Source organism: Gimesia sp., from assembly GCF_048262075.1.
In the GTDB taxonomy this organism is placed as follows: Bacteria; Planctomycetota; Planctomycetia; order Planctomycetales; family Planctomycetaceae; genus Gimesia.
Map to the genome: position 1 here is coordinate 670,669 of NZ_JBLXFK010000001.1, position 19,700 is coordinate 690,368.

17 protein-coding genes are annotated in these 19,700 nt (G+C 47.7%); 5 read left to right on the forward strand and 12 right to left on the reverse strand.

Annotated elements, in window-relative coordinates; all coding sequences use genetic code 11:
* Positions 1 to 178 precede the first annotated feature (178 nt).
* Positions 179 to 1,651, forward strand: coding sequence for an aldehyde dehydrogenase family protein (locus ACN0YH_RS02450; RefSeq protein WP_417377954.1), 1,473 nt, complete (start codon positions 179 to 181; stop codon positions 1,649 to 1,651).
* Between the two features lie 326 nt (positions 1,652 to 1,977).
* On the opposite strand, the gene ACN0YH_RS02455 is transcribed toward ACN0YH_RS02450, so the two are convergent.
* The 8 genes from ACN0YH_RS02455 to ACN0YH_RS02490 all read right to left on the reverse strand — a co-directional run bounded on the left by ACN0YH_RS02455 (position 1,978) and on the right by ACN0YH_RS02490 (position 9,896).
* Positions 1,978 to 2,415 carry a response regulator gene (locus ACN0YH_RS02455; RefSeq protein WP_417377955.1) on the reverse strand — a complete coding sequence of 146 codons (438 nt, stop codon included), beginning with the start codon at positions 2,413 to 2,415 and terminating at the stop codon, positions 1,978 to 1,980.
* Between the two features lie 46 nt (positions 2,416 to 2,461).
* Entirely contained in the window at positions 2,462 to 4,300 is a 1,839-nt protein-coding gene (locus tag ACN0YH_RS02460) for a sensor histidine kinase (RefSeq protein WP_417377956.1), read from the reverse strand.
* Between the two features lie 89 nt (positions 4,301 to 4,389).
* Entirely contained in the window at positions 4,390 to 5,688 is a 1,299-nt protein-coding gene (locus ACN0YH_RS02465; protein WP_417377957.1) for an ABC transporter substrate-binding protein, read from the reverse strand.
* A 154-nt stretch (positions 5,689 to 5,842) separates the two neighbouring features.
* Positions 5,843 to 6,223: a response regulator gene (locus ACN0YH_RS02470; RefSeq protein ID WP_417377958.1), complete on the reverse strand. Its 381-nt coding sequence runs from the start codon at positions 6,221 to 6,223 to the stop codon at positions 5,843 to 5,845.
* A 38-nt stretch (positions 6,224 to 6,261) separates the two neighbouring features.
* Complete coding sequence (locus tag ACN0YH_RS02475; protein WP_417377959.1) at positions 6,262 to 7,266, reverse strand: response regulator; 1,005 nt, start codon at positions 7,264 to 7,266, stop codon at positions 6,262 to 6,264.
* Positions 7,256 to 7,696: a response regulator gene (locus tag ACN0YH_RS02480; protein ID WP_417377960.1), complete on the reverse strand. Its 441-nt coding sequence runs from the start codon at positions 7,694 to 7,696 to the stop codon at positions 7,256 to 7,258. Before ACN0YH_RS02480 ends, ACN0YH_RS02475 begins: the two co-directional genes overlap by 11 nt.
* Before the next feature lie 120 nt (positions 7,697 to 7,816).
* On the reverse strand, positions 7,817 to 9,400 hold the full coding sequence (locus tag ACN0YH_RS02485) for an ATP-binding protein (protein WP_417377961.1): 1,584 nt from the start codon (positions 9,398 to 9,400) through the stop codon (positions 7,817 to 7,819).
* Positions 9,393 to 9,896 carry a response regulator gene (locus tag ACN0YH_RS02490; RefSeq protein WP_417377962.1) on the reverse strand — a complete coding sequence of 168 codons (504 nt, stop codon included), beginning with the start codon at positions 9,894 to 9,896 and terminating at the stop codon, positions 9,393 to 9,395. The genes ACN0YH_RS02485 and ACN0YH_RS02490 overlap by 8 nt, the downstream gene beginning before the upstream one ends.
* Positions 9,897 to 10,300: 404 nt before the next feature.
* Here ACN0YH_RS02490 and ACN0YH_RS02495 point away from each other — a divergent pair, with 404 nt between their 5' ends.
* The 3 genes from ACN0YH_RS02495 to ACN0YH_RS02505 all read left to right on the forward strand — a co-directional run bounded on the left by ACN0YH_RS02495 (position 10,301) and on the right by ACN0YH_RS02505 (position 13,918).
* Complete coding sequence (locus ACN0YH_RS02495; protein WP_417377963.1) at positions 10,301 to 12,268, forward strand: ATP-binding protein; 1,968 nt, start codon at positions 10,301 to 10,303, stop codon at positions 12,266 to 12,268.
* A gap of 204 nt (positions 12,269 to 12,472) precedes the next feature.
* Positions 12,473 to 13,042, forward strand: coding sequence for a hypothetical protein (locus ACN0YH_RS02500; RefSeq protein ID WP_417377964.1), 570 nt, complete (start codon positions 12,473 to 12,475; stop codon positions 13,040 to 13,042).
* Between the two features lie 606 nt (positions 13,043 to 13,648).
* Positions 13,649 to 13,918: a hypothetical protein gene (locus ACN0YH_RS02505; protein WP_417377965.1), complete on the forward strand. Its 270-nt coding sequence runs from the start codon at positions 13,649 to 13,651 to the stop codon at positions 13,916 to 13,918.
* 536 nt (positions 13,919 to 14,454) lie between these two features.
* Here the strand turns inward: ACN0YH_RS02505 and ACN0YH_RS02510 are convergent.
* Together ACN0YH_RS02510 and ACN0YH_RS02515 are read right to left on the reverse strand one after the other, a co-directional pair.
* On the reverse strand, positions 14,455 to 14,760 hold the full coding sequence (locus tag ACN0YH_RS02510) for a hypothetical protein (protein WP_417377966.1): 306 nt from the start codon (positions 14,758 to 14,760) through the stop codon (positions 14,455 to 14,457).
* Positions 14,761 to 15,040: 280 nt separating this feature from the next.
* Positions 15,041 to 16,147, reverse strand: coding sequence for a DUF4419 domain-containing protein (locus tag ACN0YH_RS02515; RefSeq protein WP_417377967.1), 1,107 nt, complete (start codon positions 16,145 to 16,147; stop codon positions 15,041 to 15,043).
* A gap of 1,180 nt (positions 16,148 to 17,327) precedes the next feature.
* Here ACN0YH_RS02515 and ACN0YH_RS02520 point away from each other — a divergent pair.
* Positions 17,328 to 18,320 carry a S1/P1 nuclease gene (locus tag ACN0YH_RS02520; protein WP_417377968.1) on the forward strand — a complete coding sequence of 331 codons (993 nt, stop codon included), beginning with the start codon at positions 17,328 to 17,330 and terminating at the stop codon, positions 18,318 to 18,320.
* A 15-nt stretch (positions 18,321 to 18,335) separates the two neighbouring features.
* Here ACN0YH_RS02520 and ACN0YH_RS02525 read toward each other — a convergent pair whose 3' ends face one another.
* On the reverse strand, positions 18,336 to 18,809 hold the full coding sequence (locus ACN0YH_RS02525) for a hypothetical protein (RefSeq protein ID WP_417377969.1): 474 nt from the start codon (positions 18,807 to 18,809) through the stop codon (positions 18,336 to 18,338).
* A complete protein-coding gene (locus tag ACN0YH_RS02530) occupies positions 18,796 to 19,527 on the reverse strand; it encodes a class I SAM-dependent methyltransferase (RefSeq protein ID WP_417377970.1) in 732 nt (243 codons plus the stop codon). The genes ACN0YH_RS02525 and ACN0YH_RS02530 overlap by 14 nt, the downstream gene beginning before the upstream one ends.
* Positions 19,528 to 19,700 lie beyond the last annotated feature (173 nt).

The window sequence follows — 19,700 nt, forward strand, 5'->3', positions numbered from 1 at the left end:
TTTTGACCTGATCAATTCAATCTCGAATTCTGTTTTGGTCTGCTCACATGCGCTCTCGAACTGTTGCCCTGGATTGGTTAGCTTTGTTAAGATAATACAGATCCTGCTCTGGTCAACGTCAAACCACGAAACGATCAGACCACTCAAGATTTAATCACTACAGTAAGGAAATAAGAACATGCCAGTTTGGCCAGATAAAATGTATATTGATGGAAAATGGGTCGACGGTCGCTCGGAAACGAACTGGACGATCACGAACCCGGCGACCCGGGAACCACTGGCGGAGATTGCCCTGGCGAATGCCAGTGATGTCGACCTGGCCGTCACCGCAGCCCGCCGGGCGTTTGATAAGGGTGAATGGCCGCGGATGGATCCCCTGCAGCGGGGGCGACTGCTTTATAAGCTGGCAGAACGCATTCGTGAGTCCGCAGAAGATCTCGCGATGACGGATACACTGAATATCGGCAAGCCCATTCGCGACACGCTGGGCTTTGACATTCCCTGTGGGGCAGATGTAATTGAAAGTTATGCGGGCCTGCCGGACAAAATCGCCGGGCATTCCTACGGAGGCCTGCCCGACAATGTGACGATGCAGTTTCGGGAGCCGATGGGTGTGATCGCGGCCATCGTTCCCTGGAATTATCCCATGACCAACGCCGCCATTAAACTGGCGCCGATTCTTGCCTGTGGCAATACGGTGGTGTTGAAGCCTTCTGAAGTTTCGCCGCTGTCTGCATTGATGCTGGCGAAGATGGCTGAGGAAGTGGGCTTCCCCCCCGGCGTGATTAATGTGATTCACGGTACGGGCGCGGAAGCAGGTACTGCTCTCGTGAAGCATCCGGGCATCAATAAGATCGCATTTACGGGACGTTTTGAAACCGGTGCGCAGTTGATGGAAGCGGCCAAGGATGGCATGAAAGGGGTACTGCTGGAACTGGGCGGCAAGACACCGAGCGTCGTCTTTCCCGATGCCCCGCTGGATCATGTTGTCAACGGTGTGATCACGGGGATTTTCTGTCACCTGGGTCAAATCTGTGTGGCCGGCTCCAGACTGCTGGTGCATGAGAGCCAGCATGATGAACTGCTGGAGCGGATTATCGCCAAGGCCCAGAGTCTCAAGCAGGGTGATCCGACCGATCCCGAAATGCACCTGGGCTGCCTGGCGACGCCGACGCACTGCGATTTTGTTCGTCAGCGCGTTGAACAGGCAAAACAGGAAGGGGCACGATTAGTCCTCTCGGGAGATGTGTCCGATGATCCGTTGGACTGCTTCTATCCGCCGACCATTTTCGACCAGGTTTCACCGGACATGGCTGTCGCGAAGGAAGAAGTCTTCGGTCCGGTCTTAAGCGTGATGACCTTTAAAACGGAAGAAGAAGCGATTCGTATTGCCAACGATTCCGACTTTGGTTTGATGGCCAATATCTGGTCGACTGATGGAACACGGGCCTTGCGGGTCGCGCGTGAGTTGCAGGCAGGCCGGATCTCCATCAACGGTGGCGGTTACCTCAGGCCGAACGTGCCGATCTATGGTTACAAAAAGAGTGGGTTCGGTGCGGAACTGGGCTTCATCGAAGCTGCCCATGAGTACTGCAATTCCAAGTCCGTGATTTATTCCCTGGCGACCGAGAAATCTCCCTGGCCTGAGTAAGCGTGAATTTCGGAGAATCCAAACTGGGCGGGACTCCCATCAATTGTGTCCCGCCTTTTTTTCTACACCGAAAAACACGATATCACCTGACCATGTTGCTGTGACTCGTCTTGGTTGAGCAGAAGCAGATTGCGCTGATGCAGAGAAACGAATAGTTTTTTGTTGATGCTGAGCGAGCAGCTTCGATCACCGATTTGCCTCGTTTGAGAGTGCGAATCAAACGAAGTCGCTGCGGATGGTTACCGCTGTCGCGGGAGAGTAACAGCGCATCTTCGATCGATAAATGACAGGCACACACTGAAGAAAGGGAGCTGAATCAGCCGTTATTAAGGGATGCTCTGCATGACTTGAGGATTTGGAAACAGGGAAGCCTGGGAATAATCACTGAGCATTTTGACCAGCAAGTCGACCTGTGTTTTGCTGAAATAGCCTGCCACATTTTTTTTGTAGGCTTTGGCAATATCGCGTGGATGCTCTGAGGTCGAAAGCACAAAGACGATGGTATGGCAGAGTGCGGGATCTTCCCGAAGCTCATCCAGAAACTGCAGGCCATTCATGCCGGGCATGTTGAGATCAAGCAGCACGACAAAATCTTCATTCAACTTGGCTGCAGATTCCCCGCGCAGAATCGATAAGGCCTCGGCCCCTTCAGTGGCAGTATACAAGTTGCAACCTAAATTGTGACGTTTAATGGCCCGGTTGACCACTTCACGATCTACGTCGTCATCTTCCACTAATAAAATTGAAAATTGGTTTTGCACCATTTTTGTTATCCTCAAGTACTTAAAAACTCCTTATTAATATCATAGGTTATTTTTTGGGCCATGTGAAGTGAAATGTCGTTTTCTGCTTGCCCTCTGATTCAACAGATATTGTGCCCCCCAGGGTTTCTATCTGTTTTTTAATGATGGCAAGGCCCATTCCGCTACCATCGGCATTCGTATTACCTACACGCTGGTACATTTGAAATATTCTATCGTGATGCTTGGGATCAATCCCCGGCCCGTTGTCTTTGACGCTGAACTCATAAAATTCGTTAAGATCCTGATAATCGATCTCAATTTTCCCTGATTCCGGATGATCATGGTGCTTCACGGCATTGGTGACCAAATTGAGAAATACATGCCGAAGTGGTGTGCGAAAGGTATTCAGAACAGGCATATCAGGGGCAATGGAAATTTGAATTTTTTCCGGGTTATCAATCAGATCACTGATTTCTCTGAGCATGGCTCCCGTATCGGTTGGCTCACACTCTCCGTTGACTCGTCCTATGCGGGCGTATTCCAGTAAGTCGTTCAGTAGTGTCTCCATGGTTCTGACTCGCCCCTGCAACTTATTCAGATTGACACACGATTCTTCAGAAAGGTCCTCGGCAGAATCTTCCTGAATCCATTTTGCCAGCTGGTCGATGCCGCGGAGAGGAGACTTAAGGTCGTGGGAAGCGATATATGCAAAGTTGTCGAGTTCGGAGTTGATCATTTCAAGCTCCCGGGTTTTTTGTATCAGTTCCTGGCTTAATTTCTGTGATTTCTGCAGCAGGTTTTTTGTAACAAAGTTCTGCTTATTAAAGATATCTGCTGCAATTGCCATCTCCCCGATTTCGTCATTACGATCTGTAGCCGGAATCGCAACGAGTGTTTCACCGGCTCCCAGTCTTCTGAATGTATCTGTCATTGCTGTAATTGGCTGCACGACAGAATATGCGAGTTGCCAGGCATAAAACAAGCCGATGAGCAATGCTCCAATAATCGCTATCGTTGTGATATTTTTAATATTCTGTGTATGCACGATGGTGGCTTGATTGATCTCTGTTCGCATGGTTTCCGCGATATTTTTAATCTGCATCGAATAATATGCGAATTCAGAAGCTTCACCAGACATCACGACATTTACCAGGTAAAGGTAACTTCGCGTTGCCTGAAATGCTCTCATGCATATTTTACTGTACCCATCCAGCTGCTTTAGAAGATCGCTGAGGAGTTCTGATTCAGAATCAATTGCCTCGGCTTGAATGGATTCGATGATCGATCGGACGTCCTGAAGCGAGCTTAAAGTTTTATCGACAAAAGGGGTACTGGGTTCGGCAAAATAGCGTAACGCGTTTTGTTCGGCAATCGAAAAATAACGCTGTGCGGATAACGCAGCCAGATAATGTCGATTCGATTCCTGGGGATTGGCATGCGCCTGTGCTTCAAGCTTTTCCAGAAACGCCTGTACTTTTTGCCCCTGTTCTGGAAGAGAGGTCTGTACCAGGGAAGTTCTGAGCTGTCGTTCTTCGGTTGCCAGAGTAAAATTTTTGAAATAGCCTTCCAGGTGTGAGTTCATAATGATTAATGACTCACTGATCTCTTCGTCATTCACGCCAGACAGGAGACCATCGACCTGATTTTGCAGTTTATCGTAGGTGACATGCGCGGCATCAAGATTCGAAGAATGGCCGGTATTGATATACTGATTCACACGGCGTTTCAGCTCTTGCACATTACGATCGATGGCCAGGGATTCGTTATAGGTTTTTTCCACATCGCGGTATTGATCAAAACTCTGCATCGCATTGCCAAGACCGTAAATGCCTAAAACTCCGTTCGAAATCAGAAGCAGAATAATCCCACCGAAACCGATGTAGATTTTCCACTGCAAGCTCGACATTCGTTTTTGTTTAATCTTGTCTATCATTAATCAGTCTACTTCGGGCATTAATCAGTCTACTTCGGAAGTGAATCTCATTTTACCTTGTTTCAAGCCGAGAGAAATTCATTCCATTTCAGGAGAGAATATTCGTACGTATCCATTACAGTATTCCAGACCGCAACATTACTGAAACGTTCAAGATAGGAGCCGCCGTTACGAATTTCACCTTTCTTGACTACGACACGACCATCCGTTCCGGCAAGATCAGTGAGCGCCGGTTTGCCTTCATACCAGTAATCCCATTCGTTTTCCGAAAGCAGCGAACGTGAACGCTCCGGGTTAGAAATGTAATACCCCTGTTTTGCGATAAAGGCACCAGGCCAGCCTGACAACCACCAGTTCATATATTCATAAGCCGCGTCCTTAACTGCCCCCTGAGTTTTAGAAGACAGGCACATCACACCATGCCAGGCACGATAGCCTTCTTTCGGAGCAGCATAGACACAGTCAAGCCCTTGTCCTTTGAGATCAAATACCGCAGGCGAAAACATGCTTTCAATTACGACTTCCTTGCGCTGCATCAATCGCACTGATTGGGGCACGGAACTCCAGACCCCCCGAAAGTGGCCTTTATGCCTGAGCTCGATCAATATCTCAAACAGCTCATCGATTTCGTTTCTGGAAAGATTTCCTATATCCTTAAATTTCATTAACCCTTTCGCCTGAACCGCGAGTACGGCGTCAAACAATCCAATTGAAGGAGCATTGACGAGTGCGACTTTACCCGCATAGCGTTCGTCCAGCAGCCAACTCCAGCTTTCTGTTTTGTATGGGATACCACGTGGAATCACACCTGCATTGTAGCCAAAAGAATCCACATTGTGGACGTAAGGCAGAAAGCTGACCTGTTGACTGGGAACAGAACCTAGTGACTCATCTTTTTGAACATACAACAGTTTAGAGGGAGCATCCCCTGCACCGAGTTTGGCTCCCGACGTGATTCGTCCGGTTTTGGTAAGATTGTTGATCTCGTCCCAGTACTTGAGTCGCTCGATATCAATCGCTTGTATTGCATTGGCCTGCCATAAGACTTTCAGACTATTCGACCATTGCTCGTACAGGTCAAACGATTCCGGATGAGTGGAAGCCTGGTGCAGAACAGACGCACTGCCTCCGGGATGAAATTCAATATCGATCCCCAGGTCCTGTTGCGCTTTTTTACGCAGTTCTTCCTGCAGTGTCACATGCGTACCCAGAACCCGCAACTTCGTACGATGACGTGCAAAAACATAAGGAGCATGTGTCAATGCTCCCATCCCACTCGACAAAGCCAGAGTACTTTTAAGGAAATTGCGTCGAGTTGTCCTGGTTTGTTTTCTATCGTCCGTCGGATCAACAGTGCTCATTTTCAACTCTCGTGAGTAATTGATTTGTATTGAGATCTCACTGAATTCGCTGTGTTTCGCGATCTTACCATTTCCAGCTGAAATGAAGTAGATGATTTTTGGGGATCGGGATTTCTGTCTGCCGATCAACTTGAACCAGTGAGAGACGCGGTGGTCAAATCGGCAGCATTTTACAATCTTGCTCTAATAGTTCATTTAACAGGGGTTCAATACGCGGCCAGACATCGGGACACTTGGCAACGTAATAGGCACAATAATGGTGGCAGCGTCGAATGGTATCCTCATCCGATTTCCCCGTCAGAATAATAACGGGGATCTGTGACAACTGTTCATTGGCAGCCATCATCTCACGCACCAGCAGTCCATTGCCTGCTGGCATTTCAACATCGAGTATGACAAGATCAGGGCGAATCTGATCGATCTTTCGTAAGGCAGTCATGGCATCGCTGGCGGTTTCGACCCCCAGTCCGACATGTCGGCAACGCATTGCTAACAGGTCCACCAGATCCTTATCGTCGTCTGCTATTAGAATCATAAAATCACCTTTCAGGGACTTATTTCGCAAGCTTATGCTCATGTCATTGAGGCCAGCTTGTTTTCTTTTTTCTTAAATGAAAGCGTTTCAGCTAATGGTGAGTCAATCGACGGAATCGTGATGACATTCTGTAATTCCTGGATCAGTTCATTGATCGTTACGGGTTTGGTAAGAAAACATTCTATCCCAAGACTTAAGATTTGATGCTTGATTGCGGGATAGCTTTGCCCTGTCAGAACAATTACTGGAATTTCGCTGAGTGAAGGGTTTGACCGGATACGCCGCACAATATAGATCCCCTCTGTTTCTGGTAGCACCAGGTCTGTGATAATCACATCAGGTCTGTGTTCCACAGCCATTTCATATCCTTGCTGACCAGTGTGAGCAGTCAGGCACACCACCCCGTGAGGTTTAAGTTTCATTTGCAGCGATTTGGTAAGATCGCGATCATCATCAATGGACAGCACCACCGGAGCGCGTTTTTCACTCGAAACGTCGTAGGCCGAGTCTTCCTCTTTTAAAGCCTCTTCTGAAACAGGAGCAACCGGAGTCTCATTTGCTTCGAACTCTTCCGCCTCTGCTTTGCCCATCGACTTGATGCAGGAAAGGTTAAGCTCTCGCGTCTCAGATATTATTTGGTCGTCCGCTACCGGTTCAGCAATGGGTTGAATATCAAGCAGCAATAAATTCCTGGCGATCTCTGTAATCGTTGCGGGAGATCCTGGACATTTCTGGATATAAACCGCCCCGAGGTGATGACACCGTTGGACCGTCTCGGTATCGGTATGGCCCGTATGTATAATTACTGGTATTCCCTTGCAGCGTTCATCACCATTTAACATTTCACACACCGCCAGACCATTTCCGCTGGGCATATCAACATCCAGAATGATCAGGTTGGGCGTGAGTCTCATCGCACCAATGAGTGCATGAGAGGCATCAGGAGATCGCATCACGGTATAGCCTAAGCCTCTCAGGCGAATGGCCAGTCCCTGTGATAACTCATTATCATCATCGGCAATCAATACTACTTTATCTGTCATATCTGTATTTCGCTTTCATTTTGGGGACGACAGCAGTGGAACATAGATACTCATCACTCTCTGCCTGATCTATCGCAGCATTGACAGCCTTGATTAATTCGCGGCCCTCATAGGGTTTACTGAGAAAATAGCTGGCGCCGGCATCCAACGCTTTTTCCCTGTCTACCAGACTCGCCGAAAGCATTACTACCGGTATCTGGCGGGTCCCTGATTCTTGTTTAAGTTCATCCAGCGCGGTCAGCCCATCCTTGAGAGGCATCCTGACATCCATGACAATAGCCGTCGGTTGATCTTTCATTGCATTCGTAACTGCTTCCATTCCATTTAGTGCGGTAGACGTTTCAAAACCGGCACCTGACAGCCTGAGACTGGTGGCGCGAAGTATGTCAGAATCATCATCAACCAGTAATATTCTCTTTCGATGCTCCATATGCCTGCTCCTTTAATAATTTAATCCTGGACATTTTCAGGCCAACGAATTGCCCCCATCCGGCAAGTCACATCTCGCCTGGTGATGACATCCAGTATTCACTCAATCGTCATTTTTGCATTATGTAGGGACGGTTGACTGCTGGATGATTCTGCAAAAGTGCCTGTGGATCTCTTCCGAATCTGCTTTTATTTTCCACTTGCCTTCAATATTCAACTTGTAACCAGGCAAGGGACCAAAGGGACGATTCCGGTTCGTCTTCTCCCACTCGCTCTCAAGTCTGGTTACAAACTCAGAAAGTTCCAGGCAGGGAATCGACAGTACAAACAGCCATTCACAGGTGCCTGTTCGGAATAAAAGGTCATTTGTCCGTAGTAAGTAGTTGAAAAAAGCGTCCATGTCTTCTTTATCCGTATCGGGTGTATCTTGATCAATCCGCGCAAAGACCAGAGCCACTACTGATTCACTGTTTGTTAACCTTTGAGTACGGTCCAGATAACGTGTCATGACACTGGATGAATTATCCAGAGGGACGCTAAACGAAAACGTGGTCCCCTGTCCCACCTGGCTTTCCACAAACATTTCACCAAAATTCAGATCGACTAATTCCTTGGCGATATTCAATCCCAGTCCAAATCCTTTGGTACTGCTGTTAAGCTGGGTTTTGAGTTGTTTGAATCGCTGGAAGATTTCAGCCAGTCCTTCTTCATCGATGCCCGGGCCATTATCGGTAACCCCAATCATAATTTCTTCCTGGTCTGCCCTCTCTTCAGCCCACAATCGTACGCTTCCCGGATTGCCACAGAATTTCATGGCATTGGTAACCAGGTTGACAATCACACGACCGACCTTCTCGGAATCGCAGTAAATCGCCGGGAGAGTTGGATCGACATCTGCTTCGAAATGGATCCCTTTTACAGCAGCTTTTTTTGCCAGCGGAGAACAAACAGACTCAATAATATCCGGCAGTTGGCAGGGACGTCTCCAGGCTCCTAACAGGCCCGCCTCCAGTTTGCTGACATCAAGCATGTCATCGACCATATTGTTGAGTTCGTCAGTACGGATACTCGCAATATCCAGCATCTGGCCTTGCTCATCGTTAATCTCCCCCACCAACCCTTCGCGGACTAAAGACACATAGTCCTTAATCACGGTCAGGGGAGTACGAAATTCATGCGATACGTTGTCGACAAAACGATGTGCTGTTTTATTAAGCCTGCGCAGTCGCCGGTTTTTCTTTTTCAGCAGCACCTTTTGTTTCATCAGCAGTTCCCGGCTCGTTTCAACTTCTGTTAACAGACGCTGATTTTCCACGACGCTTTCCTGCCGCTGAATTGCGTGGTGGATTGCCCGTTCCAGCATATGCGGTGAAGCTTCGTCTTTGAGAAAATAATCCTGAGCACCAACGGAGAGCGCGATTAAGCGAACGTCATTGTCATTGAGTGTCGTCAGCACGACAATCGGCACATCTCGATTGTGATCACGAATTTTCTTTATGGTTTCCAGTCCGAAACTATCGGGTAATGACAAGTCTGTCAAAACGACATCAAACTTGCTCTCTTCAAATTTCAGCAAGCCCGTTTCAAGGGTTTGCGCCCAGACCAGTTCAAAGGCGGATGCTGATTTTGACAGACTGAGCTTGATCAGTTGATGATCAACAGGGTCGTCTTCAATCAACAATACGCGCAGGATCTCTTTATTCATTGTCATACTCCACGAAGGTCTGACTTTCTATCTGCTTATAAACTAATCCATTCTTATTTGCCGTGGCCCAATCGAGAGCCGTCAGCGAAATAAAACGACTGATTTCTGCCAGAAGCCTGGTGTGATGCACTGGCTTTTGCAGAAAACTGGCAGCACCAAGATGTCTCATCTGCCCGGGTAGATGGGTATCCCGCTGTCCCGTCAGCACAATTACCGGAATATGTGACGTTTGCGTATTCACTTTCACTTCTTCCAATAAGTGCTGTCCGTCTCCGTCCGGCATTCTTAAATCAGTGATGATTAAATCGGGTTTCTTCTTGTAAACGTCCCACGTACCAAGACGTCCACAGCAATCACTGATCACATCCACGTCGTAATTAGACAAGATCTTTTGAATTGCATGCGTGATATCAGGATCGTCGTCAACGCACAGAATTGTCGAACGGGATGTGGGTTCCAACAGGTCAGTAGTTGCTGCTTGGCTTCGCTCTTTCATGATCTTTCTCCTGATGCTGATTTAGATTGCAAAAATCATATAGGTCCTGAAAAAGCATATGACACGTACACCAGAGCCAGATATTTTTTCCATTCATTTCTGTATCTGATGATTGCCTTGATAGTGCGTGTCGCTTTAACTTCATTTAACAGCTTGCATTACCTCGCTTAACAATGCAGTGAGGGTTTTGACCCAAATTCGATGCTCGAGGGTTTAGACTTGGAATCCATGAGGTTTTCCCCTTCACCATTAAAGGATATGTAAAGCCCCTCTATCACCAAAACGGATCAAAGACTATAAACTGAACGTACATGACCAGTGGCGTTTGAATGGGACCTGCCGGTTCACCTCAAATAGCCCGGTTTTACATGTCTGGATGAGGGACAAGCAGGGAAGCATCGAACATGACGTTTGAGCAGAGACAGAACTTAAAGATCTGGGTCTACACGATCACAGCGAGCCTCTGCGTTGTTCTGGCGGTCCTGCTCCAACACTCAGACTATCTTGGCTCACAACAGTTGCATACCACCATGGAAGTGGTAGCAACGATGCTGGCAATTATTGTCGCAGCCTTATCCCTGGTTCGTTTTTATTCAAAGAAAAATAACCTGTACCTGTTTGTGAGTATGGGTTTCCTCGGCGTGGCACTGCTTGACAGCTATCATTGCCTCGTCACCAGTACCTTTTTTCATGATCATTTTCCTTCTCCGCCCAGGTCATTGATCCCCTGGAGCTGGAATGCTTCGCGAGTCTATCTGGCTGCTTTTATGTATCTCAGTTTCTGGGCATGGAAGCGGGAACAGAAACTGGGGAAAGCGGGACAAATCAGCGACCGTAACGTTCTGGCTGTGACCACGATCTTGACTCTCTGCAGCTTTGTATTCTTTATCTTTGTCCCCTTACCCCGCGCCTATTATCCGGAACTTTTTCTGGGACGACCGGAAGAAATCCTGGCCGGTGTTTTTTTTCTATTAGCCCTCATCGGCTATTACCGGAAGGGGGACTGGAAACACGACGCGTTTGAGTACTGGATCGTGATGTCATTACTCATTGGAACGATATGCCAGGTATTGGTCATGTCACGTTCATTCGCACTTTTCGATTCGATGTTTAATCTGGCACACATCATGAAGATTGTTTCTTACTCGTGTCTGCTCATCGGACTGCTGGTCGGCATTCACAACCTCTCCTCTAGAATGCAATCTGACATGCAACTGGTGAATGAACAATTTGAGCTATTAATCGAAGAGTCGCCGGTAGCCATGATTATGATTAATCAGAAGCGAGAGATTATCATCGCTAACCCGGCTACCTCTAATTTTTTTGGCTATACCAGAGAGCAGTTACTGGGAGAGAAAATCGAGAAACTACTCCCCCAAAGGTTTCGTAAACACCATCCAAAACAGGTTGCCGCTTTTTTTGAAGATGGTAGATCTCGTCATCTTGATGTAGGACGCGATCTCATTGGCCTGCATGGGGACGGACACGAATTTCCTGTCGAGATCTTTATTAATTACGTGCAAACGACCAGGGATGGACCTGCCGTCATTTGTTCGGTTGTGGATATTTCAAAGTGGAAAAATGCTGAAGCAGAAAACAAACGACAATCAGAAGAACTGAAAAGCTCGTACCTTGCCCTGGAAAGTATCAATTCCGAGTTGGAGCAATTTGCTTATATCGCTTCGCATGATCTGCAGGAACCACTCCGCAAAGTCGCATCATGCTGCCAGATGCTGAAAGATGATTACGATGACAAGTTAGATGATGACGGTCGCATGTGGATTGGTTATGCAATAGATGGTGCCGTCCGGATGCGCCAACTGGTGAATGACCTGCTGGAATTTTCACGAATTGGCACACTCGAATACGATGTCCAACCCACTGATGCACATCAGGCTTGCCAGGAAGCATTATACAATCTGTCTGATTCAATTGAACAGAATCATGCGGAAATTATTTGTCGGCCGCTACCCATCATTCTGGCAGACAAACAGCGACTGATCCAGTTGTTCCAGAATCTGATCGGGAACGGCATTAAGTACTGTTGTGAAGACCAGTCAGTCATTGAAATCGGTGCAGAACCGGAAGGTTCCCAGTGGAAATTTTATGTTAAAGATAATGGCATTGGAATTGCGCCCGAATTTCACGAGAGAATTTTTCAGATCTTTCAACGCTTACACCTTAAGAATGAATACTCCGGGACGGGTATCGGTCTTGCGATCTGTAAAAAAGTCGTCGAAAAATCCGGCGGTAAACTGTGGCTTGAATCGCAAGTTGGAACTGGAACGACATTCTACTTCACATTGCCGGCAGAAGATCAAGTCAACAACAAAACCGAGCCAATGACAGAGGCTCAGGATCAGGAAAAATGATTCCAGCTCCGTTTTTTGCTACCACGAAAAACATGAAATAACACGAAACTCAAGCTGGTAACCTGTGACTGTTCTTCAGGGTCCACATTATTCATGAGTTGGGTCCGCTGTCCTTAGTTTAAAACTGTTTGCTCTCAGTTGTCCTGGCAAGTATGTTTTGTATACTTCAGATAAGAAGCAGGCATGCTCCAGATGGGAATGATCATGGACAACTTTCGAGAAATCAAGTCAGCAAAAAACGTCTGGCGCACGGCTACCCTGATACTGGTGAGCCTGTTTTGTGTGTTCACAGGTGCGATCATGTATGCATTCTCGACACAGCGGATCAGACTGGTGACAGATGCAGAGCGAAATGCGCTGATGGCTCAGGAATTACCGCTGGCGACTCGTGAACGGCTTGATCATGAACTGGCTGCCGTTTTACCTGGTACGTTTGAAGTGACCACAAACGGAAAAGACCTGGCGATCCACGTCGACCTGAGTGGCGAAGCTAAATCTGACATCACCTATAGAAGAGTAGTTCGCGTTTTTGCGAAAGTTCTTTCAGCCGTGCATGCCTCCGGGTATCAAGACCTGGAGGCGGTCTCACTCAGTGCCACTTATCCTGTTGAAGATCATATCAATAACACAACAGTAGCGTCCGTCACGCTTGACCGGAAATTCCTGCACAATGTCAACTGGGACCACATCCTTCGGAGTGATGTCTTCGAAGCCGCAGAGCAATATCAGTTGCATCCAATATTAAGAACAACACCCGTCGCTCATGCTGAGTAGAGCGCATCACATTTAGACTTTTTTGCTACCACGAAAAACATGAAATAACACGAAAGCAGGTAGGACGCTAGTAGTGAACTTTCAGAATTACCTCTGTTAATCTGCCGGTAACTTATTGTTTTTTGCCGATGCTGTTTGAACCGTTTCCAAAATCTCAATTGAAACGGTATGTCGTTGGATTTGGGGCTGATAACAACCAGTTTTGACCTGCTCGATTTCAGGTCCGTCTTTCTCGTGAGCTTTTGTTTTTATTGTGGTAGTGAAAATATCACATTCAGTGTAGTTAAATGTTCTCCTGCGAATTGATTGATATTTCTAGAGCGCATCACATTTAACCATAGCGTCTGTCAATCTAATATACTCGGTCCAAGTGGACCTGGAGACGCTACAGTAAAACTGGACACAGTCTAGTGCTTTGTCAAGCTAGAAATTGAGGGTTGGGGGGTATTGTTTACGTGCTCCGCTGTCGCACTCTCGGGATATCTATCAACCCAAAATTTTAAATATGACACTCCACTAGTCGATCTCAAGAATTTTGCTGTTAGTTTTGTCTTGCCAGGACTAAAATATAACTTTAGAAAGATTTGGTTCATTAAGGTTCTTCAAATGTCAGAAGTCAAAGAGTCAAAAACAATCCGAATTCTTAGCTATACGGCGCCAATCTTACTGGTGTCCTATGTGTTGAGTATTGGTCCTTTAGCAGCAATTATGTATGACTCAAACGGGAATGCTTTGAATCCCGAATCTGAAAAACTGGCAACACGTTTTTATGCGCCGCTGGCCTGGGTTGCTAATAAAAACGAATATGTGGGAAAGTTATTTATTTCATATATCGAGTTTTGCAAGGGCACTAAAATTACTGATGAAGATTTGTAGTACTGAAAGTCGTTCCTATATGTCCGATAACAAAGTATCAACATTTATTCGGCTTGGATCTTCTGCGATCCCGCTCTTGTTAGTGTCCTATGTGTTGAGCATTGGTCCTGTGGTGGTGTCGTTAGAAGACTCAAATGGGAACCTGCCTCCCCAATACCATGCCCCCCTGCGCTCTTTTTATGCTCCCCTGGTATGGATCATCGACAAGAATCAGACTTGCCGAAAGTTCTATGCAGAGTATCACAGAATATGCAGTCCCCACTACTAATGACTCTACTGGGGAGGGAGAATACAGATATTCCATCAGGCGGGCAGACACATGCAACCCGCTCAACTCTTACATGCATCGGGAGTGGTATTGTACCAGCACTGTCGGGAAAGCCGACTGATGGCCCCCGGCGCTGATGGCGCAGAACTCTTTATATTGTAATGATTACTTTGATGATCAGTACCGTTCTGAGAGACTTGAAGATCTGATATTCATCAAATCCGTCGTCCGCCAGAATTTCATTTACGTTGCGTCAGTTGGCTTCCCTCTAATCTATATCAAGCCTGAATTCGGGATACGAATAGGCTTCGAATGATTTTGGAATGGGGCCAATAAAAATTCGATCTTTCAGCCCTGGAACAACGACTTCGGGTTCGAAGGCTTCTGATTGTTTGAGAATCTCCACTTCACCAGAGAAGTCTTCCCACTCCTGCCAATCGAGCCAGGGATCGGGTTCCATCGGTGGTATCTGGTCCTCACTGGGACAAACGAATAACAGACCATCCGCTGCCCCAACCTGGGGGGATGAAATTCCAGGGGTCGGCACGGGCTGATACGGGACCGGGTAGTCCATGACCTTATGTCCGGGACAGGCTGTGAGCAGCGTCAGATTTAATAGAATGAAGCATTGCATACCTGTATGAGTTATCGGAGCGTAAGAGAGTTCCCGAAATGTGTTCGCAATCTGATTATTTATAAAAGACCTGCGAGATGTTCATCTGCGGCTTGTCTGGATCGTCTTTTCTATCGATGTGGAACTGATTGTCTGGGCGCAGTTTATTGACCTGTCTCGTATCAGATTTGACGGAGGACGATCCAGCATGCCAGTAGTCGCTCTCCTTTAGAGTGGCTGATTAATTTTTGTCTGATTCTCGGTTGCGTTGCAAGTTTTCCAATCTTTGGTTGTCAGTGGAAAGGGGATCGACGGGTTCTTCGTAAACAATGGCCCATCCACACTCGGGTTCGACTTCCAGTGTCTCATCATCCTGGGAAACCTCAAGCAGGCCACCAACCAGTCGCATCTTCGTTTCTCGTTCACCCCAAAATACTGTGAGTGGAACGGACGTGAAGCAGGACGGGATCGCTGACAAGCCGACGCCTTGTGGATTATCCCATCGTTCCTTCCAATTCTGCTGGTCATCAATGCTCAATCGCTCGTTCCAGTCACTCAGATAGGGATTCGGGTAGAGCTTTTCGGAGTTGTAATCCTTGAAATAGGGAAACAGCACATTGGCCCACCCTGTCATCACCGCAGGCCCTGATCCGCTGTTATAACGAAACAAGGACTTCCAGAATTCTGTATTTACGAGCCCTTTCTTAGCATTAACAAACTCTCCAAGAATCGGGTCGAGCGCACTGATCCACTCGTACAGTCCATAGTCCGCAAATCGTTGAACACAGTGCCGCAGTTTCTCCCAGTCTTCAATTGTTCCGGTAAGCGTAATCGAAGGCATCCCGCATCCTGCATATAAAATGTACTCGTAGTATGACTTGAATGTCTCCATTGCCATCAGACTAGAGACGGCTCGTTCCACCGGTCCGGTTGTGCTGAAATCAGCCTGGACCAGTTCTGATAATCCTCCGGTGTGATCCGCAATCTGCTGATTGAAATCAGAAAACACTTCTGGCCATGGATTTTCTTCACCTGGTGAAAAATCCGTTCGGCTAACAATTAGTTCCTTCTTGCCCGAATGCGAAACAAAATGATGCCGTAGAGTTTCAGCGTTTTCATTTACATGAAGTGCAAAGCCGCGCACCAGCGTAATCCAGATCACATCCGGCGAGAGTCGAAGCGGGAAATGATCGTAAAATGACATTTTCATCGCCGTTATCAAGGCATGGTCATCATCACAGGCAACAAGCGGCTTACGAGGAAACCACGTTGCTTCGATTGGACGCCGAAAGGCAACTCTTAATTTACCCACGTAGTCCACTTTCTCTGGAGGCGTCTTGGGAATCACATCCGGTGAGACAGGGAATTTCGTGTGTGTCATAATAAACTGCTCCGATACATGGTGCTTCACATACTTGCATTATGAACCACACCGTACTTACTGTTGATTCGGATATTTACATCAAATTAACTATGGTTCGGACTTGCATGTGCTCTGCTTCTTCTCAATCACGGTTCCGGGAAGCGATCTAAAGTGAGTCCGGAGATAACATTTTAACTGTTTAGATCATCATGGGACACAAAATCTTGCTACAAACGAAGAAATCGTCGTCAACTGTAAAGATGCTGGGAGTGCCATACTGGTTCGTAATTCCTGAATATGAAGTATCAAAGAATTCAAGATGTCAACATTCGACAAGTTAATCAGTAATACGAAGCATCCTCGCGACCAAATGAATTACGTGCCACATATTCATCTGCCGGGTTTCGGGTGAAATCTGGTAGGATCTGTCTATTGAGTCGATTTGCTGAATGACACAGGGTGTATCCCCTGCGTCTGGGCAGGTCGATAAGATTGAATTTATTTGTGCGTTTACCCTGACAGTTTCCTGCTCGCTGCGCTCGGCCCGGATGCATTTTGAGAGTCGACCTGTCTGTTTCCTGCTACCTTTTTTTATTGGTGTGTCTTTTTAATTCGATCACTGTCGGGCGGGAGACAATCGCACACGGTGATGCTAATTGTAGGGGAGTTTTTCAGTTGGCCTGTTTTTGTTCTATTTTGCATGGTGGATTATTTTGTGGAAGTGCATGGGAGAGTCAAGGGGAGATGAACAATTTCAGTTGGCGATATTGGTTGATACAGGACCGATATAAGGCGATCTCGAGGCGGTTTCGGTGTGAAGCATTCCGATGTGCGGCGACCCGCAGGCATACATGGGGAACCGGTGCTGTTATGAGAACTGACTATCTGGAAAAAAAGGCTGATATTCGAGTGATGATGACGAACAAGTGTCGCGTGTTTCAGTGCACTGTAAACTGGGCACGCGCGCGACTCAAAACAGCGTTTATCGATATCGTCGTGGCGGGGTCAAGTCGAATCTCTTCAGTAGCGGTTCGCGATGTGCACGGGTCTGAATATGAATTTTCGATAAACAATGTCCCTGTCTACTTGTGTCAGCCGCGCACTTGAGCACAATTGGTTCTGATCTTTGTCTGTTGCATACATTCTGCTGAATTGAGGTCTGACTGTGAAACGCTTCTCTCTCCTGTTTGTTTTCCTCGTGTTGTTTTTGCTGACACCAGAGTCAACTCAGGCCTGGAATTACGCCGGGCATCGGGTGATTGCTTCGATTGCCTGGGATCAACTAACGCCGGAAACGCAGGCGGCGATGATTGCATTGCTGAAACAGCATCCCCGGTTTGAACAGGATTTCCAGTCACGAATGCCGGAGGTGATCCGGAAGGCGAACCCTGCGGTTCAGGATCGCTGGCTGTTCATGCGGGCGGCGACCTGGCCGGATATCGTTCGCAGTTTTAAAGATGCGGATCGTGAGAAATATCATCACGGAACCTGGCATTACATCAATCAGCCGATCTACCTGGACACAGCTTCCGAACAGGCATTGAGTTCAAATCTGCCTGTGAACACCGCCAAGTCGATCAGGCCAGGAGATGACCCGCTGCAGTTCAATATTCTGCAGGCGCTGGAGTATAACGTCGCGCAAATGACAGCCCCTGCTGTCAGCCCGGCGGACAAAGCGCTGGCGCTCTGCTGGATCATGCACCTGACGGGGGACAGCCATCAACCCCTGCATTCGTCTGCTTTGTTCAGCAAAGGCTCCTTTCCCGAAGGAGACCGCGGGGGGAACAGTATTCGCATTGGCAAATCGAATCTGCATGCGCAGTGGGATGGTTTGCTGGGGAACAGTTTCAAGGATTCGGAAATTGTGAGTCAGGCGGTCGGGCTGGCCCGCGATCCGGCGTTAAAGCAGTTGGGCGAACAGGCGACAAAGAATCTGAATTACGCTGCCTGGATCGATGAGAGTCACGCACTGGCTAAAAGTGCCGGCTACACTCAGTTGATTTTGGACGCAGTGAAACAGAATGATGCGCCTCAGAATGAATTCATCAAACTCACAGCCTTGCCCGCTGAATACTATCGATCAGCGGGCGCGATCGCTGTCAAACGGGCGGCTCAGTCCGGCTGGCGACTGGCGGCGGTGATTAACGGCTTTCAGTAATATCGCGAGAATCTTTCAAATGCCGGGTTCGGGTTCGGCAGGTTTGACCTTCCACCAGACGAGGATCAGCGAAGGAAATTTGTCGCCTTCGATCATTCCTTCGGCGACCACCAGTTGATCGCCGCGAAGCCGATAGATACAGGGTTGGAGAGTGTTCTGTTTGAGTCCTTTTTTCGGCCCTTCCAGAACTTCCAGATCGTAGTAGACCAGCAGCTTCATATCTTCCACGCGCTGCAGGCGATATTTGACACGATGAAAATATGTTATATTCCCGCTGCGATCATAAATCCTGATGTTTGAGATATTCGATTTCATCTCATTTTCAACGCGAAGCGGGCCGAGTTTGGAATCGTGAATGCTGCGCATCCACTTCCCTTCCAAAGCCTGATAGTCTTCTTCGGGCGCGGGTTCTGCTGCGACTGCAGATGCCCCAGCGAGGAGAAGTAAACCGACAGTCATCAGATTCTGCAGGGATTTATGCTGCTGCATTATCGGCCTTCGCTAATGAAAAGTAGACTTCCGGCATGAAGAGTGTTCCGGGAGCGTGGAACGGGCTGGTGGAGACTTTCTTCAGATCAAAGTAACCTGCCAGCGTTTTAGAGAACTCGCGATAATCGAAACCGGTGTGGGGAAAATGATATCCGAAACCGGGTTCAATTTCTCCGTGAGGACGATCTTGAGGAGGACTGCCAATAAAAGACAGAAAAACGTTTTTCGGATTCGCATCATAGGCACCGAAGCGACGGGTCATGCGAAAGATGCCTTTATAGAGCGCGGGAATTCCGACTTCGACAGGAACCCCGATGACAACTTCACCGCCCGGCTTCAATAAACCGGAGATCGTCTGCAGCGCGTCGTGAGTCTCTTTTTCCGGGAGATGCTCGAACACTTCCAGACAAAAGAGCAGATCAACAGTTCCCCGGGGAACCTGATTGATGTCCTGAAAGAATTCCGTGTGGGGAACCATTTTCAGATTTTCTTTTGCTTCTTCGAAAAAGGCGGGAGAAGGTTCATAGCAGATATATTTTGCCTCAGGTATCTGCTCAGCAAGCTGTTTACAGAGTTCGCCATTTCCGGCGCCATAATCACAGATGACAGCGGGTTGCCGAGTCTGCTGTCCGAGCCTGGTGGCGGAGACCATGCGCCGCTGCTGCAGCCAGCGTTTCACTGGATTTTTATCCTGAAATGTATAGTCTGAGTAAGACATGTTCCGCTACCGCCTTCGTGATCGTCCATGCTCCGCCGGGCAGAAACTGTGTGAGGACATCGAGTTAAAGAGGCTGTGAATGCACCTGATGACACCGAACTGTAAGAAAAATCATCATTTCATGCAATTCGTATTTTCAACAGTCACAAACCCGCTGCATTCAAGACTTTTCA